The organism is Enterobacter cloacae complex sp. ECL414 (genome assembly GCF_021869685.1).
GTDB lineage: Bacteria > Pseudomonadota > Gammaproteobacteria > Enterobacterales > Enterobacteriaceae > Enterobacter > Enterobacter kobei.
On sequence record NZ_CP091481.1, the window covers coordinates 1,037,547 to 1,062,131 of the forward strand.

Below are 24,585 nucleotides of genomic sequence, written 5' to 3' on the forward strand. Positions count from 1 at the left end.
AATTTGAATGAGCTTTTTTATTTCTGATGCGGTAGCGGCAACAGGTGCTCCGGCGCAGGGCAGCCCGATGTCTCTGATCTTGATGCTGGTTGTGTTCGGTCTGATCTTCTACTTCATGATCCTCCGCCCACAGCAGAAGCGTACCAAAGAGCACAAAAAGCTGATGGACTCCATCGCGAAAGGCGATGAAGTGCTGACCAACGGTGGTCTGGTCGGTCGCGTAACCAAAGTGGCTGAAAGTGGCTACATTGCAATCGCCCTGAACGACACCACTGAAGTGGTTATCAAACGTGACTTCGTAGCTGCCGTTCTGCCGAAAGGCACCATGAAGGCGCTGTAATCCCAACTTTTCCCAAAGGGAACTGCCGTGTTAAACCGTTATCCTTTGTGGAAGTACATCATGCTGGTCGTCGTGATTCTCGTCGGCCTGCTGTACGCGCTTCCCAACCTGTATGGTGAGGATCCGGCCGTTCAAATCACTGGCGCGCGCGGTGTCGCCGCCAGTGAGCAAACGCTGATCCAGGTCCAGAAAACGTTACAAGAAGAAAAAATTACCGCTAAGTCTGTGGCTCTGGAAGAGGGTGCAATTCTTGCTCGCTTCGACACCACCGACACGCAGCTCCGCGCTCGCGAAGCGCTGATGGGCGTGCTGGGTGACAAATATGTCGTGGCGCTTAACCTTGCTCCTGCAACCCCGCGTTGGCTGGCTGCGCTGAACGCAGAGCCGATGAAACTGGGTCTTGACCTGCGTGGTGGTGTTCACTTCCTGATGGAAGTGGATATGGATACCGCGCTCGGCAAGCTGCAGGAACAGAATATCGACAGCCTGCGCAGCGATCTGCGCGACAAAGGCATCCCGTACACTACCGTGCGTAAAGAAGATAACTACGGCATGAGCATCACGTTCCGCGACAGTGCGGCGCGCGATCAGGCTGTAGATTACCTGACCCAACGTCACCGTGACCTGGTGATCACCTCTCAGGGCAGCAACCAGCTGCGCGCGGTGATGACCGATGCGCGTCTGAAAGAAGCGCGTGAATATGCCGTTCAGCAGAACATCAACATTCTGCGTAACCGTGTAAACCAACTGGGCGTGGCTGAGCCGCTGGTACAGCGTCAGGGTGCTGACCGTATCGTGGTTGAACTGCCGGGTATTCAGGACACTGCGCGTGCGAAAGAGATTCTGGGTGCGACCGCAACGCTGGAATTCCGTCTGGTTAACTCTAACGTCGATCAGTCCGCTGCTGCCGCAGGCCGTATTCCGGGTGACTCCGAAGTGAAACAGACCCGCGAAGGTCAGCCTGTTGTGCTGTACAAACGCGTCATTCTGACCGGTGACCATATTACCGACTCCACTTCCAGCCAGGACGAATACAACCAGCCGCAGGTTAACATCTCGCTGGATAGCGCGGGTGGTAACATCATGTCTAACTTCACCAAGGATAACATCGGTAAACCGATGGCCACCCTGTTCGTGGAGTACAAAGACAGCGGTAAGAAAGATGCCAACGGTCGTGCAGTGCTGGTGAAAGAGGAAGAGGTGATTAACATCGCCAATATCCAGTCTCGTCTGGGTAACAGCTTCCGTATTACCGGTATTAGCAACCCGAACGAAGCGCGTCAGCTCTCTCTGCTGCTGCGTGCCGGTGCGCTGATTGCGCCAATTCAGATTGTTGAAGAACGTACCATTGGTCCAACGCTGGGGATGCAGAACATCCAACAGGGTCTGGAAGCGTGTCTGGCCGGTCTGGTGGTCTCTATCCTCTTCATGATCTTCTTCTATAAGAAGTTTGGTCTGATTGCGACCAGTGCGCTGGTCGCCAACCTGGTGCTGATCATCGGCATTATGTCCCTGCTGCCAGGGGCGACGCTGACCATGCCGGGGATTGCGGGTATCGTTCTGACCCTTGCGGTGGCGGTCGACGCCAACGTACTGATTAACGAACGTATCAAAGAAGAGTTGAGCAACGGTCGCTCTGTTCAGCAGGCGATTGACGAAGGTTATAAAGGCGCGTTCAGCTCTATTTTCGATGCGAACGTAACAACACTGATTAAGGTTCTTATCCTGTATGCAGTGGGTACTGGCGCGATCAAAGGCTTTGCGATTACTACCGGTATCGGTGTCGCAACGTCAATGTTTACCGCTATTGTCGGCACCCGTGCCATCGTGAACCTGCTGTACGGCGGCAAGCGCGTCAAAAAGCTGTCTATCTGAGGAGTGCGTTGTGGCACAGGAATATACTGTTGAACAATTGAACCATGGCCGTAAAGTCTGGGACTTTATGCGCTGGGACTACTGGGCCTTCGGCATTTCAGGTTTACTGCTGATTCTGTCCATCGTCGTTATGGGCGTGAAAGGCTTTAACTGGGGTCTGGATTTCACCGGTGGTACGGTTATCGAGATCTCCCTGGAAAAACCGGTCGATATGGACCAGATGCGTCTGTCTCTGCAGAAAGCGGGCTTTGAAGAGCCGCTGCTGCAGAACTTCGGCAGCAGCCGTGACATCATGGTGCGTATGCCGCCGGTACACGATGCTAACGGCAGCCAGGAGCTGGGCAGTAAGGTTGTTAACGTGATTAACGAAACAACCAGCCAGAACGCGGCGGTCAAGCGTATTGAGTTTGTCGGCCCGAGCGTGGGTGCGGACCTGGCTCAGACCGGTGCAATGGCGCTGCTGGTGGCGCTGATCTCCATCCTGGTGTACGTCGGTTTCCGCTTCGAGTGGCGACTGGCGGCCGGGGTGGTTATCGCCCTGGCGCACGACGTGGTGATCACCATGGGGGTTCTGTCGCTGTTCCACATTGAGGTTGACCTGACCATCGTGGCATCCCTGATGTCCGTTATCGGTTACTCACTGAACGACAGTATCGTGGTATCTGACCGTATCCGTGAAAACTTCCGTAAGATCCGTCGCGGTACGCCGTACGAAATCTTTAACGTGTCGTTGACCCAGACGCTGCACCGTACCCTGATCACCTCCGGTACCACTTTGATGGTGATCCTGATGCTGTTCCTGTTCGGTGGCCCGGTACTGGAAGGCTTCTCGCTGACCATGCTGATTGGTGTCTCCATCGGTACGGCGTCGTCTATCTACGTCGCATCCGCACTGGCACTGAAACTCGGCATGAAGCGCGAGCACCTGCTCCAGCAGAAGGTTGAGAAAGAAGGGGCGGATCAGCCGTCCATTCTGCCGTAAGGCGTCGAATAGCGTGTTATCGAAATCCCGGTCGGTTGACCGGGATTTTTTTTATCTGCTCCTGACAAACACTCCTGACAGTATGCTGTCAGGAGCCCTGTCGTAGACTCTTTTCGAACCCAAACAACAGTCAGGAGGATGTATGAAAAGTGTGATTAACTGGTTTGAAATTCCCGTGGTAGATATGGATCGCGCCATCAAATTTTATGAGCCAGTCATGCAGGTACAGCTGAGACGTGAGAAAATGGACATGGCAGAGCTCGCGGTATTCCCGCATGACGATCCGGCCACCGGCGGCGCGCTGGCAAAATTTGAGGGCGTTTCGCCGTCGCAGCAGGGCGCTATTATCTATCTGCATACGGATAACCTGACGGCTACGCTCGATCGCATTGCCTCCGCGGGCGGCGAGTGCGTGTTTGGCCCGCTGGAACTGCCGGATGGTATTGGCACCATTGCTTTGTTTATCGACAGCGAAGGTAACCGCGTCGGCCTCCATCAACCTGCCTGAGAGCGTAATACGATATGACCCGACGCGCTGACCGTTTGTTTCAGATTGTGCAGATCCTGCGGGGCAGGCGTCTGACGACGGCAGCGCATCTGGCGGACAGGCTTGGCGTCTCCGAGCGCACGGTCTACCGCGATATCCGCGATCTGTCGCTTTCCGGCGTGCCGGTGGAAGGCGAAGCGGGAAGCGGATACCGGCTGATGTCGGGTTTTGATCTGCCGCCTCTGATGCTGACAAATAAGGAGTCTGAGGCGCTGATCGTCGCAATTCGCCTGCTCAAGACCTGGGGAGGAGAATCGCTGTCGCGCGAGCTGGAGTCGGCCCAGGAGAAAGTGTTGGCGATCCTGCCTGAGGAGAGTCGTCGAAAGGCGGAGCAGACGCGGATTTATGCCCCGGATTTCTGCATGCAAAGCCACTCCCGCAGCGATTTTGACATGATTCATCAGGCAATTTCCGCCCAGCACGTGCTGGCGTTGCATTACCGTGATGAAGCCGGGAAGCTTTCAAAGCGTGAGGTTCAGCCGCTGGGCTTGTTCTTCTGGGGAGAGCGTTGGCTGCTGGCGGCGTGGTGTGAACGGCGCGATGACTATCGCTGTTTCCGGCTCGACAGATGTCTCAATATCGTGCAGACGGAGAGACGGTTTAGCGAAAGTGCGGACAGGTCTCTGGCGGATTTTTTGCGCAAGGTTAAGCAATAAAAAGCCAGCTCTTGAGCTGGCTTTTTTGCCCGGCGGCGAGGTAAAAGCAAAACGGCAACGTATGTTGCCGTTTTTAGTATTTGTTCCCTCTCCCTGTGGGAGAGGGGCAGGGTGAGGGCATCAGCCCGCACAGTCCCGCACGGGTTAGAAGTTGTAACCCACGACCAGGTAACCACCCCAACCGGTAGAACGAACGCTGAAATCGCCGTTGCCGAAGTTCAGGCTGGCATCGTCGTTCCACTGACCACCGTTGTGCCAGTAACGCGCAACCACGGAATAGTGCCAGTGATCGTAGTTCAGCGCCAGGATGTGGCTGGACGCGATAGAATCATTGGTACGTGCTTTCTTACCGTTCAGATCGCGGAAGTCGTTATCGCCCAGGTCTGAGCCCCAGTCAAAGTTGGTGAAGCCGATATAGCTCAGGTTGCCGCCCCACAGCTGAGTGATTGGCACAAAGTATTTCACTTTGAAACGGTAGCCGTCCCACTCGTTTTCGTTTGCCGCACCGTAGTTCTGCCACTGGTACTTAGCATATACGTTCAGGGACAGGCTCATTGGCAGGCCAGTATCGATGTCCGTACCCAGACCCATGTACCAGGTGCTCTGACGACCGGACTTGTTGCGGCCCATATCGTAGATGTAGTTGTTTGCGAAGTACCACTCTTTGAACGGACCAAAGCTCAGATCGGTACCGGTCAGCTTGTCGATAGAGAAGCGTGGTTCGATTTCCATAAACAGCGGAGAACCGTGGTTCCAGATACCTTTTGCATCGGTGTTACCGCCGAAGAAGACCGGAGCATCCATGTAGCCGTAGAAATCAAACCAGTCTTTCTTGGCGAATGCTTCGTATTCCAGGTAGGTATCGTTGCGGATCTGTGGTCCGAAACGGGTGTGATAGCTACCAACCACGTTAACGCTCTGGTGCCACCAGTCGGAGAGATATTGTGGTTTGTCGTTTTCCGCTGCGTTAACAGTGAAAGAGGAGGACAGTGCCAGCACGGCGCCAGCTGCGAGTAATGTTTTTTTCATAATCATGCCACTGATTGAAATTCCCTTCCGGGAGTGAAAAATGCGCGAATTGCGTTTCTAAATATTTCGTGTTTCTGCGGAGCCTATTATAGGAATCCTTGCTCACAAAAATATGTGTTGTTTCACATATCTCTCACACGCGTAATCGATTGCGTTCACGTTTGCGTACTTTAAACGGCCGGGATTGTAGCGGCAATCATTTATGTTGCCAATCCATACGAAATGTAAATGTTAGCGGAGTGACATTTCACTCCGCTCAGAAGGAAGGGTTTACTGCGCGGCGGGTTGGATGTCGTGAATGCGGATAAAGCCTAACTGTTCTGGCGTAAGGCCGCTTAACTGCAGCGGAATATCCACATCACTGGGCGCTAAAACGCTGGCCGGGGCGGTGAAGAGCTGGTTCTTCACGTTCACTTCCTGGTAATTGTCCGTCGTGCCCTGGATCTGTCCCCACTCAACGGTGCCGCTAAAAGCGGGCAGCGGATCGTTGGATTCTCCCTGAATGCGCAATGTTGCGCGCGTACCATCTGCATTCGCTGCCACATTGACCAGCGACATTTTCAGCGTGCCAATCTGGCTATTCAGCCGCGCAGGTGTGTTCGCGCCAGGCAGCAGGTATACCCCGCTGCTGGATTTGGCGTTCAGCGCGTTTTGCTGGGTGATCTTCACCGTTTCTTTGTTCAGTTTGTCCATCGCCGTATTAAGTGTATTCACACTCTGTTTCATCTGACGGACTTCGGTTTGCTGTGCACAGGCACTGAGGGTGAAGAGGCTCCCCACCAGTAAAATTCTCAGGTAACGTCTTGTCATAGCGTTTATTTCCTTGAAATAACGGATCTCCCTAATGGTAGCCAGCAACGTGCCGTCAGACATAGATCCTTTGTCTCAAAAAGCTCTTCCTTTGTTGTCAGGCCAGATCAGGGTAAAATGAAACTCAGTTAACCGGATAACAGGGATACCGTATGCATTGCCCATTCTGCTCCGCTGTGGATACCAAAGTCATCGACTCGCGTCTTGTAGGCGAAGGGTCATCCGTACGCCGTCGTCGGCAGTGTCTGGTGTGCAACGAGCGTTTTACGACCTTTGAGGTTGCTGAGCTGGTAATGCCGCGCGTGGTAAAAAGTAACGATGTGCGCGAGCCGTTTAACGAAGAGAAGCTGCGTAGCGGGATGCTGAAGGCCCTGGAAAAACGTCCCGTCAGCGCGGATGACGTCGAAATGGCGTTAAACCACATAAAATCTTATCTTCGTGGTCTGGGCGAGCGCGAGGTGCCAAGCAAGATGATCGGCAACCTGGTGATGGAGCAGCTGAAAAAGCTCGATAAGGTCGCCTATATCCGCTTCGCCTCTGTCTACCGCAGTTTCGAAGATATCAAAGAGTTTGGCGAAGAGATCGCCCGCTTACAGGATTAAGCTCATGCAGGATGAGATTTACATGGCGCGAGCCATGAAGCTGGCGCAGCGCGGGCGTTTTACTACCCATCCCAATCCGAACGTCGGGTGCGTGATCGTTAAAGATGGCGAGATCGTGGGGGAGGGGTTCCACTATCGTGCCGGCGAGCCGCACGCCGAGGTCCATGCGTTGCGGATGGCAGGCGAGAAGGCGCGCGGTGCCACCGCCTACGTGACGCTGGAGCCCTGCAGCCACCACGGGCGTACCCCACCGTGCTGCGACGCGCTGATTGCTGCGGGGGTTTCCCGCGTGGTGGCATCGATGCAGGATCCGAATCCGCAGGTAGCCGGACGCGGTCTGTATCGCCTGCAGCAGGAAGGCATTGACGTCAGTCATGGGCTGATGATGCAGGACGCCGAAGCGATCAACAAAGGCTTTCTGAAGCGCATGCGCACCGGGTTCCCGTATATCCAGCTTAAGCTGGGCGCCTCGCTGGACGGTCGTACGGCGATGGCAAACGGTGAAAGCCAGTGGATCACCTCGCCCCAGGCAAGGCGCGATGTGCAACGTCTTCGCGCGCAAAGCCATGCTATCCTCACCAGCAGTGAAACCGTTCTGGCTGACGATCCGGCTATGACCGTGCGCTGGGACGAACTGAATGCCGATACTCAGGCGCTTTACCCGCAGGAGAACCTGCGTCAGCCGCTGCGTATTGTCATTGATAGCCAGAACCGCATAACGCCGGAACATCGCATCGTGCAGCAGCCGGGTGAAACCTGGATTGCCCGTACCAAAGAAGATACGCGCGAATGGCCAGAGGGCGTGCGTAGCATTATGGTACCTGAGCACAACGGTCGCCTCGACTTAGTGGTGCTGATGATGCTGCTCGGCAAGCAGCAGGTGAACAGCATCTGGGTAGAAGCGGGACCCACGCTCGCGGGTGCGCTGTTGCAGGCCGGGCTGGTGGATGAACTGATTGTATACGTTGCGCCTAAACTGTTAGGCCACGACGCGCGCGGCCTGTTTGTGCTGCCTGGCCTTGAAAAACTGGCCGACGCACCGCAACTCACATTCAGCGAGATTCGTCCTGTAGGCCCGGATGTCTGCCTCCATTTAACGACAGCGTAATTGCTCCTGAAATAGGGAAGCAGTGCGCAAAGTATTATGATAAAATCCGCCCCCCTGCGGGGCCAAATGAACCCGTAAAGGAAGAGTATGAACATTATTGAAGCTGCTGTAGCTACCCCGGACGCTCGCGTCGCCATCACCATTGCGCGTTTCAACAACTTCATCAACGACAGCCTGCTGGAAGGTGCGATTGACGCCCTGAAACGTATCGGTCAGGTGAAAGATGAGAACATTACCGTTGTTTGGGTTCCAGGCGCTTACGAGCTGCCACTGGCAGCGGGCGCGCTGGCGAAAACCGGTAAATACGACGCGGTGATCGCGCTGGGTACTGTTATTCGTGGCGGCACTGCGCACTTCGAATACGTTGCGGGCGGTGCAAGCAATGGTCTGGCACACGTTGCGCAGGATGCTGAAATTCCTGTCGCGTTCGGCGTGCTGACCACCGAAAGTATTGAACAAGCCATCGAACGTGCTGGCACCAAAGCCGGTAACAAAGGTGCAGAAGCTGCACTGACCGCGCTTGAAATGATCAATGTATTGAAAGCCATCAAGGCCTGATTTTTTTGTAAGGGGAATTCCGTGAAACCTGCTGCTCGTCGCCGCGCCCGTGAATGTGCCGTTCAGGCACTTTACTCCTGGCAGTTGTCCCACAACGACATCGCCGATGTTGAGTACCAGTTCCTGTCAGAACAGGACGTGAAAGACGTCGATGTTCTGTACTTCCGTGAACTGCTGTCGGGAGTGGCGACTAATAGCGCGTATCTCGATGGTCTGATGAAGCCATACCTGTCCCGTCTGCTCGAAGAACTGGGTCAGGTGGAAAAAGCAGTGTTGCGTATCGCGCTGTTTGAGCTGTCTAAACGTGATGATGTGCCGTACAAAGTGGCCATCAACGAAGCGATCGAACTGGCAAAAACCTTTGGCGCTGAAGACAGCCACAAATTTGTTAACGGCGTTCTTGATAAAGCTGCACCTGCGATCCGTCCCCACAAAAAGTGATCCGCAAACCGGAGTCCTGCATTGCCTGACGGGCAGTGCGGCTCCGGTTTTTTCTTTTATTTGCTGAGGCATAACGTATGGCATGCGGCGAATTCTCCCTGATTGCCCGTTATTTCGACCGTGTCAGAACCTCTCGTCTTGATGTTGAAACCGGCATTGGCGATGACTGTGCACTTCTCAATATTCCCGAAAAACAGACGCTGGCAATCAGCACCGACACCTTAGTGTGCGGACGTCATTTTTTACCCGATATCGATCCTGCCGATCTGGCGTATAAAGCGCTGGCGGTCAACGTCAGCGATCTGGCCGCGATGGGTGCCGATCCGGCATGGCTAACGCTGGCCCTGACGCTGCCCGAGGTCGATGAAACCTGGCTTGAAGCCTTTAGCGATGCGCTGTTTGAACAGCTGAACTACTACGATATGCAGCTGATTGGCGGTGATACTACTGCCGGGCCGCTGTCGATGACGCTGGCGATCCATGGCTATGTGCCCCTCGGTCGGGCGCTCAAACGCTCGGGCGCAAAACCAGGTGACTGGATCTACGTGACCGGTACACCGGGAGACAGCGCTGCGGGGCTGGCTATTCTTCAGGATCGCTTGACCGTGAAGGATGCTGACGACGCGGCGTATCTGGTGAAACGCCATCTGCGACCCACCCCGCGTATTCTGCATGGGCAGGCGCTACGGGAACGGGCAAGCTCGGCTATCGATCTCTCCGACGGGCTGATCTCCGATCTTGGCCATATTTTGAAGGCCAGCGGCGTGGGCGCGCGCATCGACCTGGATCTGTTCCCGCTATCAGAGCAACTGCTTCGCCACGTGGAGCCTGAGCAGGCCCTGCGCTGGGCGCTTTCCGGTGGTGAGGATTACGAACTGTGCTTCACGGTACCTGAGCTGAACCGTGGCACGCTGGATGTGGCGTTAGCGCATCTCGGCGCGAAATTTACCTGCATCGGGCAGATCATGCCGGAGAGCGAAGGGCTGAAGTTTGTGCAGGACGGTACCCCGGTCACGCTCGACTGGAAAGGGTACGATCACTTCAGTTAATTTTGTGCGCTCTGTATTGCCGGGTGGTGGCTCCGCCTTACCCGGCCTACAAAAGAGGGTGCTTATTTAAACCCCACCACCGGATGCTGCTGATACGGCGTTTCGAGCTCGGCAATCTGCTCCGGCGTCAGGGATAAATCCACTGCACTCAGCAGTTCATCCAGCTGTTCTTCCCTGGACGTCCCAATAATCGGTGCCGCGACCCCGCGCTTACTCAGCAGCCACGCCAGCGCCACCTGTGCGCGGGTGGCTCCCGTATCGTCGGCAATCCCGGCTAAGCGTTCGGCAATTAACGCATCGCTGGCTTCTGTACCGTCATAGAGATTTTTTCCGACTTCATCTGAGACCAGACGAGCCGTGGTTTCCCCCCATGGACGGGTTAAACGTCCGCGCGCCAGCGGGCTCCACGGGATCACCGCCACGCCCTCCTGATAGCACAGTGGCAGCATCTCACGTTCTTCTTCACGATAGATCAGGTTGTAGTGATCCTGCATGGTGACAAAACGCGCCCAGCCGTGCTGCGCCTGGAGATCCAGCGCCTGTGCAAACTGCGACGCATGCATAGACGACGCGCCGATATAGCGAGCTTTACCGGCTTTCACCACCTCGTTGAGCGCTTCAAGCGTCTCCTCGATCGGCGTGTTGTAATCCCAGCGGTGAATTTGCAGCAGGTCGACGTAATCCATGTTCAGGCGTCTAAGGCTGTCATCAATAGAGCGCAGGATCTGCGCGCGAGAAAGGCCCTGAGTCAGGTCACCTGACGGGTAGTACACCTTGGTGGCGACCACAATGTCATCCCGACGCGCAAAGTCACGCAGGGCACGACCGACAATCTCCTCGCTGCTGCCGTCGGAGTAGCTGTTGGCGGTGTCGAAGAAGTTAATGCCGCCCTCGATAGCGCGTTTAATAATCGGACGGCTACTCTCTTCCGGCAACGTCCAGGCGTGGTTCCCTCGTTCGGGCTCGCCAAAAGTCATACAGCCCAGGCAAAGCCGGGAAACCTTAAGGTCGGTTTTTCCTAATGTGGTGTATTGCATGGTTCCGCTCCTGCTGTTTAAACAATACGTTTAAGCATAGCAGGAGCGAAAAAGGGGAGGGATTAGTCCAGCCAGGCGCGGATTTTGGCTTCAATACCGGCGGCGTCCAGGCCAATAGCCGCACGGGCTTCATCCTGGGTACCCTGAGGAATGAAATGATCCGGCAGGCCGAGGTTCAACACCGGCACGACGTTGCGGTTTGCCATCAGCACCTCGTTCACGCCGCTTCCCGCACCGCCCATGATGGCGTTTTCTTCCAGGGTGACCAGCACGTCATGCGTCTCGGCCAAATTCAAAATCAGAGATTCGTCGAGCGGCTTCACGAAGCGCATATCCACCAGGGTAGCGTTTAGCGTTTCAGCGACCTTCGCAGCTTCTGGCATCAGCGTACCGAAGTTCAGGATCGCCACTTTCTCACCGCGACGTTTCACCAGACCTTTACCGATCGTCAGTTTTTCCAGGGGTTTCAGCTCAACGCCCAACGCATTGCCGCGTGGGTAGCGCACCGCACTAGGGCCATCCTGATAGTGATAACCGGTAAACAGCATCTGACGACATTCGTTTTCGTCGCTTGGCGTCATGATGACCATATCCGGAATACAGCGCAGGAACGACAGATCGAATGCGCCCTGGTGCGTCTGACCGTCAGCGCCGACGATGCCCGCACGGTCTATCGCAAACAGTACCGGCAGCTTCTGGATGGCCACGTCATGGATCACCTGATCGTAGGCGCGCTGCAGGAAGGTAGAATAGATAGCGACCACCGGCTTGTAGCCGCCAATGGCCAGGCCCGCTGCGAACGTCACCGCATGCTGCTCGGCAATCGCCACGTCAAAATATTGGTCAGGGTATTTTCTGGAGAATTCCACCATGCCGGAGCCTTCACGCATGGCCGGGGTGATCGCCATCAGCTTGTTGTCTTTCGCGGCGGTTTCACATAGCCAGTCGCCGAAGATTTTGGAATAGCTCGGCATACCGCCGCTGCTTTTTGGCAGACAGCCGCTGGACGGGTCGAATTTTGGTACCGCGTGGAAGGTGATCGGATCTTTTTCCGCCGGTTCGTATCCACGCCCTTTTTTGGTCATGATATGCAGGAACTGCGGGCCTTTCAGGTCACGCATGTTCTTGAGAGTGGTGACCAGGCCCAGCACGTCATGGCCGTCAACCGGGCCAATATAGTTAAAGCCCAGCTCTTCAAACAGCGTACCCGGCACGACCATGCCTTTGATGTGTTCTTCGGTGCGCTTGAGCAGCTCTTTAATCGGCGGTACGCCGGAAAAGACTTTTTTACCGCCTTCACGCAGCGAGGAGTAAAGCTTACCGGAAAGCAGCTGCGCCAGATGGTTGTTCAGCGCACCGACGTTCTCGGAAATCGACATTTCGTTATCGTTGAGGATAACCAGCATGTCCGGTTTGATATCACCCGCATGGTTCATGGCCTCAAAGGCCATCCCGGCGGTGATAGCACCGTCACCAATCACGCAGACGGTGCGGCGCTGTTTATTCTCTTTTTCGGCGGCAACGGCAATACCGATGCCCGCAGAAATGGAGGTGGAGGAGTGGCCGACGCTCAGCACGTCATACTCGCTCTCACCGCGCCACGGGAACGGATGCAGGCCACCTTTCTGACGAATGGTGCCAATTTTATCGCGACGTCCGGTCAGAATTTTGTGCGGATAGGCCTGGTGGCCCACGTCCCAGATAAGCTGATCGAACGGCGTGTTATAGACATAGTGCAGCGCCACGGTCAGTTCTACCGTGCCAAGCCCGGAGGCGAAATGGCCGCTTGAGCGGCTTACGCTGTCGAGCAGGTAGCGACGCAGCTCGTCGCACAGCTTCGGCAGGCTCTCTTTCGGCAACAGACGCAACTCCTGGGTGGAGTCAACTAACGCCAGTGTCGGGTATTTGGCAATATCAAAACTCATCAAAGGCTCATCGAGATATATAGTTTATTTATCACGCTGGATTATATAGTCCGCTAGCGCTTCCAGTGCCGAGGTATCCAGCGATTGTGCGGCCAGTACATTTAGCGACTGGCGGGCATCGTCAATCAGATCCCGGGCTTTACGTTGGGCTTGCTCAAGACCCAGCAGGGCGGGGTAGGTACTTTTGCCAAGCTGCTGGTCCGCACCCTGACGTTTACCCAATGTTGCAGTATCGCCCACCACATCCAGAATGTCATCCTGAACCTGGAATGCCAGACCGATACTTTCTGCGTATCTGTCCAGCGTCGGCAAGGCTTTGCGCCCTTGTTCACCCGCGCTCAGCGCGCCCAGGCGAACGGCAGAACGAATCAATGCCCCGGTTTTGTGGCGATGAATACGCTCCAGCTGTTCCAGATTAACCTGACGTCCTTCCGCTTCAAGATCCAGCGCTTGTCCGCCGCACATGCCGGCCACGCCGCTGGCCATCGCCAGTTCGGAAATCATTGCCAGGCGGTCACGGTCAGCCACTTCCGCCATCGGCGCATCGCTCAAAATAGAGAACGCCAGCGTTTGCAGGGCATCGCCCGCCAGAATGGCATTCGCTTCGCCAAACTTGATATGGCAGGTAGGTTGACCGCGACGCAGGTCGTCGTCGTCCATCGCCGGTAAATCATCGTGGATCAGCGAATAGGCATGGATGCACTCAACGGCGGCAGCCGGGGCGTCCAGCGTGTTATCGCTGATACCAAACATATTGCCTGTGGCGTACACCAGGAACGGGCGCAGGCGCTTTCCACCCAAGAGTGCGCCATAGTGCATGGCCTCAACCAGAGGAGTGTTCTGAAAAGGCTGTGGTGCAATAAAACGGCGCAGGGCGTCGTTGGCGCGAACTACACGCGCCTGAAGCTCGTTGGCAAAATCCATTTACTCGGCGTCCGGTGTGAAAGGCGTAGTTTTCGCGTCTTCGCTGTCGGAAAGCAGGATCTGCACGCGCTGCTCGGCCTGCTGCAGTTTGACCTGCCCCTGTCGCGCCAGCTGCACGCCACGTTCGAATTCGTTGAGCGCCTCTTCCAGCGGGAGATCGCCGCTTTCAAGACGGGTAACGATTTGCTCCAGTTCACTCAGCGCAGTTTCGAAACTGGCCGGTGCGTCGTTCTTCTTCGGCATAGTGAATTGACTCTTATATTCTTCGCCCCGACATGGTAACGGACTCGGGCGGATAAGCAAATAACGCGCAATGTGCACAGGAGCGGCGCGATGGTGGTATACTTGCGCGCCTGGATGCAGCCACGGGTGTGGGCTGCTGTACTCTTTTCCATTACAAGCCTTAATACGCTTGCCTAAGAAACATTGCCGCCATGAAGTTTATCATTAAATTGTTCCCTGAAATCACCATCAAAAGCCAATCTGTGCGTTTGCGCTTTATTAAAATTCTCACCGGGAACATTCGTAACGTATTAAAGCACTACGACGAAACGCTCGCCGTGGTGCGCCACTGGGACCACGTTGAAGTCCGTGCGAAAGACGAAAACAAACGTCAGGATATTCGCGACGCGCTGACCCGTATTCCGGGGATCCACCATATTCTGGAAGTGGAAGACGTCCCGTTCAGCGATATGCACGATATCTTCGAGAAAGCGCTGGTTCAGTACCGCGATCAGATCGAAGGCAAAACCTTCTGCGTACGCGTGAAACGTCGCGGTAAGCACGAATTCAGCTCCATTGAAGTGGAACGTTATGTTGGCGGCGGTTTGAACCAGCACGTCGAGTCTGCGCGCGTGCGTCTGACGCACCCGGACGTGACGGTTAACCTGGAGATCGAAAACGATCGCCTGCTGCTGGTGAAAGGGCGTTATGAAGGTATCGGCGGTTTCCCGATCGGCACCCAGGAAGATGTCTTGTCTCTGATCTCCGGCGGCTTCGACTCCGGCGTTTCCAGCTATATGCTGATGCGCCGCGGCTGTCGCGTCCATTACTGCTTCTTTAACCTGGGCGGTGCGGCGCATGAAATCGGTGTTCGCCAGGTCGCGCACTACCTGTGGAACCGTTTCGGCAGCTCCCACCGCGTGCGTTTTGTGGCGATCAACTTCGAGCCGGTGGTGGGCGAAATTCTTGAGAAAGTGGACGACGGCCAGATGGGCGTTATCCTGAAGCGCATGATGGTACGTGCGGCATCCAAAGTGGCTGAGCGCTACGGCGTGCAGGCGCTGGTCACCGGCGAAGCGCTGGGGCAGGTCTCCAGCCAGACGCTGACCAACCTGCGTCTGATCGACAACGTCTCTGATACGCTGATCCTGCGTCCGCTGATCTCCCACGATAAAGAGCACATCATCGATCTGGCACGTGAAATCGGCACCGAAGATTTTGCCCGTACCATGCCGGAATACTGCGGTGTGATCTCAAAAAGCCCGACCGTCAAAGCGGTGAAGGCGAAGATCGAAGCCGAAGAAGAGCACTTCGATTTCAGCATACTGGATAAAGTGGTGGCGGAAGCGTCCAATATTGATATCCGCGAAATCGCCCAGCAGACCGAGCAGGACGTCGTCGAAGTGGAAACCGTAAGCGGTTTCGGCCCTAACGATGCGATTCTGGATATCCGCTCTATTGATGAGCAGGACGACAAGCCGCTGCAGGTGGAAGGCGTTGAAGTGGTGTCGCTGCCGTTCTACAAGCTGAGCACCAAATTTGGCGATCTCGACCAGAGCAAAACGTATCTGCTGTGGTGTGAGCGTGGGGTGATGAGCCGCCTGCAGGCACTGTATCTGCGCGAGCAGGGCTTTGCGAATGTGAAGGTGTATCGCCCGTAGTTTTTGCCCGGGAATGCGGCCTGATGCCCTCATCCCGGCCCTCTCCCGCGGGGAGAGGGAGAAAACATAAAAAACGGCAACCTTTGGTTGCCGTTTTGCTTTAACCTGGCGCCACCCGGCTTTTTTACGCACTACTCTTCATAGTAGTTATAAATTCCCGCCGGCATCACCAGCGATGATGCCACCTCGTACGCTTTTTCGCGCCCGACCAGCAGGTCAATAATCTTCAAACCAAAATCAATCGCGGTGCCGGGGCCCTGGCTGGTCAGCAGGTTGACGCGTGGATCCCACACGACGCGTTTGTCCACCCACTGGTCTTCCGGGATGGTCTGCTTCAGACCGGGGTAGCCGGTCATATTGCCGATAGGGAAAATATCGTGCGGAACCAGCACTGTTCCGGCGGCGGCACAGATGGCGGCGACGATACGACCCGATAAGTGGAACTGACGCACGGTCTCGACCAGCAGCGGGCTGTCGCGAAAATATTCCGCACCCTTCAGGCCACCGGGCAGGACGATGATGTCGTAATCCCCGTCGGCCACCTGCACAAGCGGCGCATCCGCAAGCAGTTTCACGCCGCGCGAGCAGGTCACCGCCAGACTGCCATCGCTGGCAACGCTGGCGACCGTCACCTCAATACCGCCGCGCACCATCAAATCAATGGTGGTGACCGCTTCTGTCTCTTCGCTACCAGGGGCGAGGCAGATCAGTGCCGACGCGCTCATATTCACTCTCCTTACGTTTAACCAGGTCATACAAACGGGCGTTTTCCGGCACGGCGATGCCATGTGCTCGGGCACGTTTTAGCAGATAGCCGGTAATGTAGTCGATTTCTGTGTGGCGCAATGCCCGGACATCCTGCAACATTGAGGAGATATTTTCTGCCGTACTCTCAATAACCTGCTCGACATAACCGCGCAAATCCTCTGCCGAGGTATGCAAGCCTTCCCGCTCAATGACCGACGCGACTTCAGCACACAGTGATGCAACCTCCTGCGGATGGTTTTTCAGCTCCCCATTCGGGCAGTTCCACAGTGCCGTCAGCGGATTGATCACGCAGTTCACGGCCAGCTTGCGCCAGAGTTGAGGGCGAATAGTGTTATGCCAGGCGACGTCCGGCAATACCTTCTGCAGCACATCGGCAAGATAACTGTAGTCGCCATCCTGTGTTCTGGCCGGTCCCATATGGGTCACGCCGCTGGCGACGTGCACGATGATGTTGCCGTCGCGACGGGCTGCGTGCGTGGTTGTCGCCATCAGCAGGGGCTGCGGGACGCTTTTCAGCTCATCAATGGTTCCCATGCCGTTATGCAGCAGCAGTATAGGGGAAGTGGAGGGGAGTTGCGCAGCCAGCGTCTTCACCGCGTCTGAGACCTGCCACGCTTTAAGCGTCACCAGTAACAGGTCACTTTGCGCCAGGAAATCGGGATCGTTCGCGGTGAGGGATTCGTTAAAGATGCTTCCGTCTTCACCAATCAGGTTTACACTGCAATAGGGCTGGGGCACGCGCAGCCAGCCCTGAACCTCATGTCCGTGCTTGCACAGCGCGGTCAGCCATAGCTGACCAAGCGCTCCGCATCCGAGCACTGTAATTTTCATTGTTCCTCCTCACCTGCAACTGCGCCAGGTGTTACAGCTTAATTATACAGCTAAGCTTCTGTTGAGTTATGCCTCGTAGCGGGTATTATGCAACGCAACAAAAGTGAAGGGAGAAGAAAAGATGCCATCTTTCGATATTGTTTCCGAAGTTGATATCCAGGAAGTTCGCAACGGCGTTGAGAACGCAACCCGCGAAGTTGAGTCACGTTTCGATTTTCGTGGCGTTGAGGCGTCGTTTGAGCTGAACGACGCAAATAAGACCATTAAGGTGCTGAGCGAGTCTGATTTCCAGGTGAATCAGCTGCTCGACATTTTGCGCGCCAAGCTGTTAAAACGCGGCATTGAAGGGACCTCTCTGGATGTGCCGGAAGAGTTTGTGCACAGCGGTAAAACCTGGTTCGTTGAAGCTAAACTGAAGCAGGGCATTGAGAGCGCGGTGCAGAAGAAGATCGTGAAGCTCATTAAAGACAGCAAGCTGAAGGTGCAGGCGCAGATCCAGGGTGAAGAGATTCGCGTCACCGGCAAGTCCCGCGATGACCTGCAGTCCGTGATGGCGCTGGTGCGTGGCGGCGATCTGGGACAACCGTTCCAGTTTAAAAACTTCCGCGATTAATACCCAAAAGCCCGGTTCAACCGGGCTTTTTTCACGCTTTCAGGGCCTGCTCCACTTCGAAGCGGTTGGTCATTTTGCTGTCTATCTTGACGTAAGCGCTGCGCTCTTCCGGGACAATCAGGACCTCCGTCACACCCTCTTTTGCTTCCAGACGCTGTTTCAGCGCGTCGCTAATCTGAACATCATCCGGGATTTCTACCCGCAGGCTGCTCACGTAGCGCGGTTCTTTCATGGTACTGGCGACCAGCAGCCAGACTGTCGCCAGCAGTGCGCCCGCGAGAAACACGGTTTGAGAGTCAAACAGACCGTCCACCCAGCCGCCAAGCGAGCCGCCAATGGCCACGCCGAGGAACTGGCTGGTGGAGTAGATGCCCATCGCCGTGCCTTTGTAACCGGCAGGGGACTCTTTGCTGATCAGCGACGGCAGCAGGGCTTCCATCAGGTTAAACGCCAGGAAGAACAGCTGCACGCCGGCAATCAGCTCCCAGAAGTGCGGGCCGGCACCCCAGAGCACAATCTCAGCTATCAGCAACAGTGCTACGCAGCCAATAAAGACGCGCTTCATCTTGCGCTTCACTTCAGCATAGATAATGAATGGCACGACGGAGACAAAGGAAATCAGCATCGTGACCAGATAGATTTTCCAGTGCTCGGCTGCCGGGAAGCCCGCAGCGGCCAGCTGGCCGGGAAGGGCGACAAAGGTCGACATCAGGAGGATGTGCAGACACATAATGCCGAAGTTAAGCTTCAGCAGGCGTGGCTCAACCAGCACTTTGCTGAAGCAGCCCTTTACCATTCCCGATTCACGGTTGAGGACGTGGTTTTTGCTGTCCGGGACGACCCACAGGGTTAAGGCAATACCGAGGGTTGCCAGCACGGCAATCATCCAGAACAGCGCGTGCAGGCCAAGCGCATGGGTGATTATCGGGCCCAGTACCATCGCAATGGCGAAGGTGACGCCAAAGCTAACGCCGATGAACGCCATCGCTTTAGTCCGGTTCTGTTCGCGGGTGAGATCGGACAACAGCGCCATCACGGCGGCGGCAATCGCGCCGGAGCCCTGAAGGGCGCGGCCAAGAATAATCCCCCAGATGGAGTGGGAGAGGGCGGCAATCACACTGCCCAGAACAAAAATAAGCAGGCCACCGACAATCAGTGGCTTGCGGCCAACCCGGTCAGAGAGCAGGCCAAACGGGATCTGGAAGACCGCCTGGGCCAGACCGTAAATGCCAATGGCCAGGCCAATCAATGCCTCGCTCGCCCCCTGCAGCGCCATGCCGTAGGTGGTCAGAACAGGCAGGACCATAAACATGCCGAGCATCCGTAGCGAGAAGACAGTCCCTAAGCCCCAGGTCGCGCGTAGCTCGCCTGGCGTCATTTTATAATCGTTCATTACCACCTCAGTTCAAAAGCAGGCCATAGTGTAGTGCGGGGAAGGGGCGGGGTAAATAAGGGCTTATTTAACAAATATTACATGCGTTATTAATTGATTTTGTGAATAAAAAAGGGTGCCGAAGCACCCTTTTATTGACCTGTTGTCGCTTACCAGACGTAAGTCAGCAGGTTGTGCGAATCTGGCACCATGAAATCCACGGACATCATCACGGACAGAGAAGTGATGGCGACAATGGAGAACACAAACAGCTTACGTGCCCAGACTTTGTCATCTTCCACTTTGTATCCGCGCAGCGCCATGCCAAGCCACCAGACGCTCACCGCAGCCGCTACCGCCAGATATTTATACCCGGCGTAACCACCCAGAGAGAGCATCAGCGTTGCCACGGCAAAGGCGATGATGTAAAGCGTGATGTGGTTCTTGGCAACCGAAATGCCCTTCACGACCGGCAGAACCGGGATGTTCGCTGCCTGATAATCCTTAAAGCGGAAAATCGCGATGGCATAGGAGTGCGGCATCTGCCACAGGCTAAAGATAGCCAGCAGGATCAGCGCACCGCTGTCGAACTCGTTCGTGACGGCGCAGTAGCCAATCACCGGCGGCGCAGCGCCGGAGAGAGAACCAATCAGCGTGCCGTAGACGGAGTGACGTTTCATATACAGGCTGTAGACGCCCACATAGACCACGAACCCCATCACCCCCAGCCAGCAGGCCAGTGGGTTAGCACCAAACCACAGCAGCATAAAGCCAGCAATACCCAGCAAGGTGGCGTACACCAGCGAGACGGAAGGGGCGATCAGGCCTTTCACCAGCACCCGATTTTTGGTCCTTTCCATCTTCTTGTCGATATCCATGTCGATGTAGTTGTTAAATACACAACCGGACGCAACAACCAGTGACACACCGACCAGCGTGTAAATAAAGAGGGCGTAATCAATGCTGCCTTTAGAGGCCAGCAGGAACCCTCCGATCACGGAGATCAGGTTGCCAAAGATGATGCCTGGTTTCGTTACTTGCAGGTATTGCTTAAACATACTCGCCGCTCTTAGTGAACCATCATGTTGTAGTTGAGGTTCCACATAATCCAGATGGAACCGACTACCAGGATAGCGATGATAATCACGGTAAAGATAAAGGCCGTCATGTTCCAGCCTTCATCGGACTTGGTGTTCATGTGCAGGAAGCAAACCAGATGCACCAGAATCTGAATCACCGCGGTCACCAGGATTGCTCCCAGGATAACCGGTTTAGACGCAGAACCGCTCATCACCATCCAGAACGGGATCACCGTCAGGATGATCGACAGGATGAAACCTGTCATGTAGGTTTTTACGCTGCCATGGGAAGCGCCATGATCGTTAGAATGACTCATTACATCGCCCCCATCAGATAGACAACAGAGAACACACAGATCCACACCACGTCCAGGAAGTGCCAGAACAGGCTCAGGCACAGGATACGGGTACGGTTAGTGCTGGTCAGGCCGCGACGGGAGATCTGGAACATCAGTACTGCCATCCAGATCAGACCCGAGGTCACGTGCAGACCGTGGGTACCGACCAGCGCGAAGAACGCGGACAGGAAGCCACTGCGATCCGGACCAAAGCCTTCCATAATCAGGTGATGGAATTCATAGATTTCCATCCCGATAAATCCAGCACCAAACAGCCAGGTCAACGCCAGCCAGGAGACAACCTGGCTCTTGTTATTTTTGTACATGGCGATAGCCGCCATGCCGTAGGTGATAGAGCTGAATAACAGCAGTGCGGTTTCAACCAGAACGAACGGCAGTTCAAAGATGTCCTTGCCGGTCGGGCCGCCCGCTGTGCCGTTCACCAGAACGGCATAGGTCGCGAACAGACAGCAGAACAGAATGCAGTCGCTCATCAGGTAGATCCAGAAACCGAAGACTTTGGTCGGTCCTGTATCGTGGTGCGCATGTTCATGCGCGTGGGCAGTTGAGTGCGCCAGAGTATCAGTTGCCATTTTTCAGCCCCGCTTTAGAAATCTCGTCGAAATGCTGATTTTCCAGCTTTTCAACTTCACGGACTGGTACGTAGTAGTCCACGTCCTCGTCAAAGCTCTTCACAATCCAGCTGATTACGATGCCAGCGAAGCCAACAATCGCCATCCACCAGATGTGCCAGATCATTGCGAAACCAAATACCGTAGCGAAGGCGGCAATAACAATGCCCGCACCGCTGTTTTTCGGCATATGGATCTCTTCGTAATGAGCAGGTTGCTTGTACGCTTCACCTTTTTCTTTCATTTCCCAGAATGCGTCGCGTTCATGAACCTGCGGCACGATGGCAAAGTTATAGAAAGGCGGTGGAGAAGAGGTCGCCCACTCCAGCGTACGGCCACCCCATGGGTCACCGGTCAGGTCACGGTTCTGATCGCGGTCGCGAATAGACACGTAGAACTGAATCAGCTGAGACGCGATACCGCAGGCAATCAGCACCGCACCGCCCGCAGCAACCATCAGCATTGGGTGGAACTGCGGATCGATCTGCTGGCTCAGACGACGGGTCATACCCATGAAGCCCAGCACGTACAGCGGCATAAATGCCACGAAGAAGCCGATGATCCAGAACCAGAACGCGCGTTTACCCCATTTCTCGTTCAGCGTGAAGCCGAACGCTTTTGGCCACCAGTAGGTTACGCCAGCGAAGCAGCCGAAGACCACGCCACCGATGATAACGTTATGGAAGTGCGCAATCAGGAACAGACTGTTGTGCAGAACGAAGTCAGCACCTGGTACCGCCAGCAGTACACCGGTCATCCCACCTACGGAGAAGGTCACGATGAAGCCGATGGTCCACAGCATCGCTGAGTGGAACACGATACGGCCCTGGTACATGGTGAACAGCCAGTTGAAGATCTTCACCCCGGTCGGGATGGCGATAATCATGGTGGTGATACCGAAGAAGGCGTTTACGTTCGCGCCCGCACCCATGGTGAAGAAGTGGTGCAGCCAAACGATGAACGACAGAACGGTAATACACACGGTTGCCCACACCAGAGAGGTGTAACCAAACAGACGTTTACGCGAGAAGGTTGCTGCGATTTCGGAGAACACACCGAAGACAGGCAGAACCAGGATGTACACTTCCGGGTGACCCCAGGCCCAAATCAGGTTGATGTACATCATCATGTTGCCACCCATATCATTCGTGAAGAAATGGGTGCCCAGGTAGCGGTCCAGGGTCAGCAGCGCGATGGTGACGGTCAGAATTGGGAAAGAGGCAATAATCAGGATGTTGGCGCACAGAGATGCCCAGGTAAATACCGGCATCTTGAACATGGTCATGCCAGGGGCACGCATCTTGATAATGGTCACGAAGAAGTTGATACCGGTCAGGGTGGTACCGACACCGGAGAGCTGAAGCGCCCAGATCCAGTAGTCAACGCCAACGCCCGGACTGTACTCAATTCCTGATAGCGGCGGGTATGCCAGCCAGCCGGTCTGTGCGAATTCGCCCACACCCAGTGACAGGTTAACCAGGATAACGCCGACAACCGTGAACCAGAAGCTCAGGTTGTTCAGGAACGGGAACGCCACGTCGCGCGCGCCGATTTGCAGCGGAACGACCACGTTCATCAGACCGATAACCAGCGGCATCGCTACGAAGAAGATCATGATAACGCCGTGGGCGGTAAAGATCTGATCGTAGTGGTGCGGCGGCAGGAAGCCGGCTTCACCCGCAGAAGCGAGTGCCTGCTGGCTACGCATCATGATCGCATCCGCAAAGCCACGAATTAACATGACGATACCGACGATGCAGTACATGATACCGAGTTTTTTGTGGTCAACCGAAGTCAGCCACTCGTTCCACAGGTAGCTCCACTTACCGAAGTAAGTGATCAGGGCCAGTAAGGCCGCGCCACCAATGATAATTGCAGCCACCGTAACCACGATAATCGGTTCATGGTAGGGCACTGCATCCAGTGTCAATTTTCCGAACATTTTCTTCCTCGGCCCCTTAGTGAGCGGTTTCCGCGTGGCTCATGTCCATGCCTTCCATACCTTCATGCGCGCTGTGCTCGCCTTCAGGCTGGGTCATGTCCATGCTCTTGCCGTGATCCATAAATTTGCCAATGACATCTTTGAACAAATCAGGTTTCACATTAGAGAAGTACTCCACCTTGTTGTATTCGCTAGGTGCAGCCACTTTTTCGAACGCCGCCATGTCAGACATGGTGTTTGGAGACTGCTTCGCTTTTTCAACCCACTGGTCGAAAGCGGCACGGTCTGGCGTTGCAATAGCTTTGAACTTCATACCTGAGAAGCCCGGGCCGCTATAGCTGGCGGAGATACCATCATAGGTGCCTGCTTCATTCGCGATCAGATGCAGGTTAGTCTGCATACCGGCCATCGCGTAGATCTGGCTACCCAGACGTGGGATGAAGAAGGAGTTCATTACGGAGTTGGAGGTCACTTTGAACTGAACCGGAGTGTTCGCCGGGAAGGCGATTTCATTCACGGTAGCAATACCCTGCTCTGGATAGATGAAGAACCATTTCCAGTCCATGGAGACCACTTCAATGGTAATAGGTTTCTCATCGTGAACCAGTGGTTTGCTTGGCTCAAGTGCGTGAGTGGTTTTCCAGGTCAGTACGGCAAGGAACAGGATGATCAGAATAGGTACCGTCCAGACCACAGCTTCCACTTTATTGGAGTGTGACCAGTTAGGGCTATACTTCGCATCTTTATTGCTCGCACGATACTTCCAGGCGAAACCAACAGCCATCAAAATGGCAGGAATAACCACAATCAACATCAGGCCAAAAGCCGTCAGTATCAGTGAACGTTGTTCCAGTCCAATCTGTCCTTTGGGGTCTAGTAGTGCAGAATCGCAGCCACTGAGTAATACAGTGCCCGCGAATAATGACAACCATCCCAAACTTTTATTGTATTTCCCGAGTCTCATTTAACGACCTCAATTCCACGGAGTCTGGTGGCGTTTAAAGTGTGCGGGCATTTTACGGGAAGGTTACATTACTGTAAACATCATTAGGCCTGTGTCAGGAAGGTGTTACCGGGTTCTGCCGCACGTGTCACAAGTGTTGCAAATTATGTCGGTTTTTATGACAGAAGCCGCATGGCGTGGGCTTTATAACGAAAGGACCCCCAAGCATACCCTAAAAGGGGCAATTGGTATAACCATTGTTAAAAATAAACAAAAAATTAACAATTAATTATCAATAAAA

The 24,585-nt window shown here is 55.0% G+C and carries 26 protein-coding genes; 12 read left to right on the forward strand and 14 right to left on the reverse strand.

The features are described from left to right. Positions 1-7 precede the first annotated feature (7 nt). The 5 genes from yajC (at position 8) to L3068_RS04770 (ending at position 4,400) form a co-directional block, all read left to right on the forward strand. A complete protein-coding gene (gene yajC, locus L3068_RS04750) occupies positions 8-340 on the forward strand; it encodes a preprotein translocase subunit YajC (protein ID WP_000007630.1) in 333 nt (110 codons plus the stop codon). Between the two features lie 27 nt (positions 341-367). Then, on the forward strand, positions 368-2,215 hold the full coding sequence (gene secD / locus L3068_RS04755) for a protein translocase subunit SecD (RefSeq protein ID WP_071890803.1): 1,848 nt from the start codon (positions 368-370) through the stop codon (positions 2,213-2,215). Positions 2,216-2,225: 10 nt separating this feature from the next. After that, a complete protein-coding gene (gene secF / locus L3068_RS04760; protein WP_014882752.1) occupies positions 2,226-3,197 on the forward strand; it encodes a protein translocase subunit SecF in 972 nt (323 codons plus the stop codon). Positions 3,198-3,339: 142 nt separating this feature from the next. After that, positions 3,340-3,705 carry a VOC family protein gene (locus tag L3068_RS04765; protein ID WP_014882753.1) on the forward strand — a complete coding sequence of 122 codons (366 nt, stop codon included), beginning with the start codon at positions 3,340-3,342 and terminating at the stop codon, positions 3,703-3,705. Positions 3,706-3,719: 14 nt separating this feature from the next. Then, positions 3,720-4,400: a helix-turn-helix transcriptional regulator gene (locus L3068_RS04770; protein WP_117581162.1), complete on the forward strand. Its 681-nt coding sequence runs from the start codon at positions 3,720-3,722 to the stop codon at positions 4,398-4,400. A gap of 144 nt (positions 4,401-4,544) precedes the next feature. Here the strand turns inward: L3068_RS04770 and L3068_RS04775 are convergent, their stop codons facing one another. Next, the gene (locus tag L3068_RS04775) at positions 4,545-5,429 is read right to left on the reverse strand and encodes a nucleoside-specific channel-forming protein Tsx (RefSeq protein ID WP_014882755.1); all 885 of its coding nucleotides are present in this window, start codon (positions 5,427-5,429) and stop codon (positions 4,545-4,547) included. Between the two features lie 270 nt (positions 5,430-5,699). Next, positions 5,700-6,239, reverse strand: coding sequence for a SadB/YajI family lipoprotein (locus L3068_RS04780; protein WP_045269310.1), 540 nt, complete (start codon positions 6,237-6,239; stop codon positions 5,700-5,702). A gap of 152 nt (positions 6,240-6,391) precedes the next feature. On the opposite strand from L3068_RS04780, the gene nrdR reads away from it, so the two are divergent. From nrdR to thiL, 5 genes are all read left to right on the forward strand, one after another. Then, positions 6,392-6,841: a transcriptional regulator NrdR gene (gene nrdR, locus L3068_RS04785; RefSeq protein ID WP_008503337.1), complete on the forward strand. Its 450-nt coding sequence runs from the start codon at positions 6,392-6,394 to the stop codon at positions 6,839-6,841. A 4-nt stretch (positions 6,842-6,845) separates the two neighbouring features. Then, on the forward strand, positions 6,846-7,949 hold the full coding sequence (ribD, locus tag L3068_RS04790) for a bifunctional diaminohydroxyphosphoribosylaminopyrimidine deaminase/5-amino-6-(5-phosphoribosylamino)uracil reductase RibD (RefSeq protein WP_032637351.1): 1,104 nt from the start codon (positions 6,846-6,848) through the stop codon (positions 7,947-7,949). Between the two features lie 87 nt (positions 7,950-8,036). After that, a complete protein-coding gene (ribH, locus tag L3068_RS04795) occupies positions 8,037-8,507 on the forward strand; it encodes a 6,7-dimethyl-8-ribityllumazine synthase (RefSeq protein WP_014882758.1) in 471 nt (156 codons plus the stop codon). A gap of 21 nt (positions 8,508-8,528) precedes the next feature. Further along, positions 8,529-8,948: a transcription antitermination factor NusB gene (gene nusB / locus L3068_RS04800; protein WP_014882759.1), complete on the forward strand. Its 420-nt coding sequence runs from the start codon at positions 8,529-8,531 to the stop codon at positions 8,946-8,948. Between the two features lie 77 nt (positions 8,949-9,025). Further along, the gene (thiL, locus tag L3068_RS04805) at positions 9,026-9,997 is read left to right on the forward strand and encodes a thiamine-phosphate kinase (RefSeq protein WP_048997285.1); all 972 of its coding nucleotides are present in this window, start codon (positions 9,026-9,028) and stop codon (positions 9,995-9,997) included. Between the two features lie 62 nt (positions 9,998-10,059). On the opposite strand, the gene L3068_RS04810 is transcribed toward thiL, so the two are convergent. The 4 genes from L3068_RS04810 to xseB all read right to left on the reverse strand — a co-directional run bounded on the left by L3068_RS04810 (position 10,060) and on the right by xseB (position 14,126). Further along, entirely contained in the window at positions 10,060-11,034 is a 975-nt protein-coding gene (locus L3068_RS04810) for an aldo/keto reductase (protein WP_014882761.1), read from the reverse strand. A gap of 62 nt (positions 11,035-11,096) precedes the next feature. Further along, positions 11,097-12,959 (reverse strand): 1-deoxy-D-xylulose-5-phosphate synthase, encoded by a 1,863-nt coding sequence (dxs, locus tag L3068_RS04815; protein WP_023332229.1) that lies wholly within the window; start codon positions 12,957-12,959, stop codon positions 11,097-11,099. A gap of 24 nt (positions 12,960-12,983) precedes the next feature. Further along, positions 12,984-13,883: a (2E,6E)-farnesyl diphosphate synthase gene (gene ispA / locus L3068_RS04820; RefSeq protein ID WP_014882763.1), complete on the reverse strand. Its 900-nt coding sequence runs from the start codon at positions 13,881-13,883 to the stop codon at positions 12,984-12,986. Next, entirely contained in the window at positions 13,884-14,126 is a 243-nt protein-coding gene (xseB, locus tag L3068_RS04825) for an exodeoxyribonuclease VII small subunit (protein WP_008503331.1), read from the reverse strand. It abuts the gene before it with no gap. Positions 14,127-14,317: 191 nt separating this feature from the next. Here xseB and thiI point away from each other — a divergent pair, with 191 nt between their 5' ends. Next, positions 14,318-15,766 carry a tRNA uracil 4-sulfurtransferase ThiI gene (gene thiI / locus L3068_RS04830; protein ID WP_117581160.1) on the forward strand — a complete coding sequence of 483 codons (1,449 nt, stop codon included), beginning with the start codon at positions 14,318-14,320 and terminating at the stop codon, positions 15,764-15,766. Positions 15,767-15,897: 131 nt separating this feature from the next. On the opposite strand, the gene yajL is transcribed toward thiI, so the two are convergent. Next, positions 15,898-16,491, reverse strand: a complete 594-nt coding sequence (yajL, locus tag L3068_RS04835; protein WP_014882765.1) for a protein deglycase YajL — start codon at positions 16,489-16,491, stop codon at positions 15,898-15,900. Beyond that, positions 16,454-17,365, reverse strand: a complete 912-nt coding sequence (gene panE, locus L3068_RS04840) for a 2-dehydropantoate 2-reductase (RefSeq protein ID WP_047027720.1) — start codon at positions 17,363-17,365, stop codon at positions 16,454-16,456. The genes yajL and panE overlap by 38 nt, the downstream gene beginning before the upstream one ends. Before the next feature lie 121 nt (positions 17,366-17,486). On the opposite strand from panE, the gene L3068_RS04845 reads away from it, so the two are divergent. Continuing rightward, positions 17,487-17,978 (forward strand): YajQ family cyclic di-GMP-binding protein, encoded by a 492-nt coding sequence (locus L3068_RS04845; protein ID WP_008503327.1) that lies wholly within the window; start codon positions 17,487-17,489, stop codon positions 17,976-17,978. A gap of 31 nt (positions 17,979-18,009) precedes the next feature. Here the strand turns inward: L3068_RS04845 and L3068_RS04850 are convergent, their stop codons facing one another. The 6 genes from L3068_RS04850 to cyoA all read right to left on the reverse strand — a co-directional run bounded on the left by L3068_RS04850 (position 18,010) and on the right by cyoA (position 24,305). After that, positions 18,010-19,371, reverse strand: a complete 1,362-nt coding sequence (locus L3068_RS04850) for an MFS transporter (RefSeq protein ID WP_023332232.1) — start codon at positions 19,369-19,371, stop codon at positions 18,010-18,012. 149 nt (positions 19,372-19,520) lie between these two features. After that, positions 19,521-20,408 (reverse strand): heme o synthase, encoded by an 888-nt coding sequence (gene cyoE / locus L3068_RS04855; protein ID WP_014882769.1) that lies wholly within the window; start codon positions 20,406-20,408, stop codon positions 19,521-19,523. A gap of 11 nt (positions 20,409-20,419) precedes the next feature. After that, positions 20,420-20,746 (reverse strand): cytochrome o ubiquinol oxidase subunit IV, encoded by a 327-nt coding sequence (locus L3068_RS04860; protein ID WP_006176899.1) that lies wholly within the window; start codon positions 20,744-20,746, stop codon positions 20,420-20,422. Next, positions 20,746-21,360, reverse strand: coding sequence for a cytochrome o ubiquinol oxidase subunit III (locus L3068_RS04865; protein WP_008503324.1), 615 nt, complete (start codon positions 21,358-21,360; stop codon positions 20,746-20,748). The genes L3068_RS04860 and L3068_RS04865 overlap by 1 nt, the downstream gene beginning before the upstream one ends. Beyond that, entirely contained in the window at positions 21,350-23,341 is a 1,992-nt protein-coding gene (gene cyoB / locus L3068_RS04870; protein WP_014168864.1) for a cytochrome o ubiquinol oxidase subunit I, read from the reverse strand. Before cyoB ends, L3068_RS04865 begins: the two co-directional genes overlap by 11 nt. Before the next feature lie 16 nt (positions 23,342-23,357). Next, positions 23,358-24,305: a cytochrome o ubiquinol oxidase subunit II gene (gene cyoA / locus L3068_RS04875; RefSeq protein ID WP_014882770.1), complete on the reverse strand. Its 948-nt coding sequence runs from the start codon at positions 24,303-24,305 to the stop codon at positions 23,358-23,360. Between the last annotated feature and the right edge of the window lie 280 nt (positions 24,306-24,585).

What these genes read in the sequence shown, in the direction of transcription:
- cyoE (WP_014882769.1), bottom strand. Translation starts at nt 20,408, where the DNA reads ATGTTTAAGCAATACCTGCAAGTAACGAAACCAGGCATCATCTTTGGC.
- ribH (WP_014882758.1), top strand. Translation starts at nt 8,037, where the DNA reads ATGAACATTATTGAAGCTGCTGTAGCTACCCCGGACGCTCGCGTCGCC.
- L3068_RS04860 (WP_006176899.1), bottom strand. Translation starts at nt 20,746, where the DNA reads ATGAGTCATTCTAACGATCATGGCGCTTCCCATGGCAGCGTAAAAACC.
- ribD (WP_032637351.1), top strand. Translation starts at nt 6,846, where the DNA reads ATGCAGGATGAGATTTACATGGCGCGAGCCATGAAGCTGGCGCAGCGC.
- L3068_RS04850 (WP_023332232.1), bottom strand. Translation starts at nt 19,371, where the DNA reads ATGAACGATTATAAAATGACGCCAGGCGAGCTACGCGCGACCTGGGGC.
- thiI (WP_117581160.1), top strand. Translation starts at nt 14,318, where the DNA reads ATGAAGTTTATCATTAAATTGTTCCCTGAAATCACCATCAAAAGCCAA.
- cyoA (WP_014882770.1), bottom strand. Translation starts at nt 24,305, where the DNA reads ATGAGACTCGGGAAATACAATAAAAGTTTGGGATGGTTGTCATTATTC.
- yajC (WP_000007630.1), top strand. Translation starts at nt 8, where the DNA reads ATGAGCTTTTTTATTTCTGATGCGGTAGCGGCAACAGGTGCTCCGGCG.
- L3068_RS04845 (WP_008503327.1), top strand. Translation starts at nt 17,487, where the DNA reads ATGCCATCTTTCGATATTGTTTCCGAAGTTGATATCCAGGAAGTTCGC.
- L3068_RS04865 (WP_008503324.1), bottom strand. Translation starts at nt 21,360, where the DNA reads ATGGCAACTGATACTCTGGCGCACTCAACTGCCCACGCGCATGAACAT.
- yajL (WP_014882765.1), bottom strand. Translation starts at nt 16,491, where the DNA reads ATGAGCGCGTCGGCACTGATCTGCCTCGCCCCTGGTAGCGAAGAGACA.
- panE (WP_047027720.1), bottom strand. Translation starts at nt 17,365, where the DNA reads ATGAAAATTACAGTGCTCGGATGCGGAGCGCTTGGTCAGCTATGGCTG.
- L3068_RS04780 (WP_045269310.1), bottom strand. Translation starts at nt 6,239, where the DNA reads ATGACAAGACGTTACCTGAGAATTTTACTGGTGGGGAGCCTCTTCACC.
- thiL (WP_048997285.1), top strand. Translation starts at nt 9,026, where the DNA reads ATGGCATGCGGCGAATTCTCCCTGATTGCCCGTTATTTCGACCGTGTC.
- cyoB (WP_014168864.1), bottom strand. Translation starts at nt 23,341, where the DNA reads ATGTTCGGAAAATTGACACTGGATGCAGTGCCCTACCATGAACCGATT.
- L3068_RS04770 (WP_117581162.1), top strand. Translation starts at nt 3,720, where the DNA reads ATGACCCGACGCGCTGACCGTTTGTTTCAGATTGTGCAGATCCTGCGG.
- L3068_RS04765 (WP_014882753.1), top strand. Translation starts at nt 3,340, where the DNA reads ATGAAAAGTGTGATTAACTGGTTTGAAATTCCCGTGGTAGATATGGAT.
- dxs (WP_023332229.1), bottom strand. Translation starts at nt 12,959, where the DNA reads ATGAGTTTTGATATTGCCAAATACCCGACACTGGCGTTAGTTGACTCC.
- nrdR (WP_008503337.1), top strand. Translation starts at nt 6,392, where the DNA reads ATGCATTGCCCATTCTGCTCCGCTGTGGATACCAAAGTCATCGACTCG.
- L3068_RS04775 (WP_014882755.1), bottom strand. Translation starts at nt 5,429, where the DNA reads ATGAAAAAAACATTACTCGCAGCTGGCGCCGTGCTGGCACTGTCCTCC.
- L3068_RS04810 (WP_014882761.1), bottom strand. Translation starts at nt 11,034, where the DNA reads ATGCAATACACCACATTAGGAAAAACCGACCTTAAGGTTTCCCGGCTT.
- ispA (WP_014882763.1), bottom strand. Translation starts at nt 13,883, where the DNA reads ATGGATTTTGCCAACGAGCTTCAGGCGCGTGTAGTTCGCGCCAACGAC.
- xseB (WP_008503331.1), bottom strand. Translation starts at nt 14,126, where the DNA reads ATGCCGAAGAAGAACGACGCACCGGCCAGTTTCGAAACTGCGCTGAGT.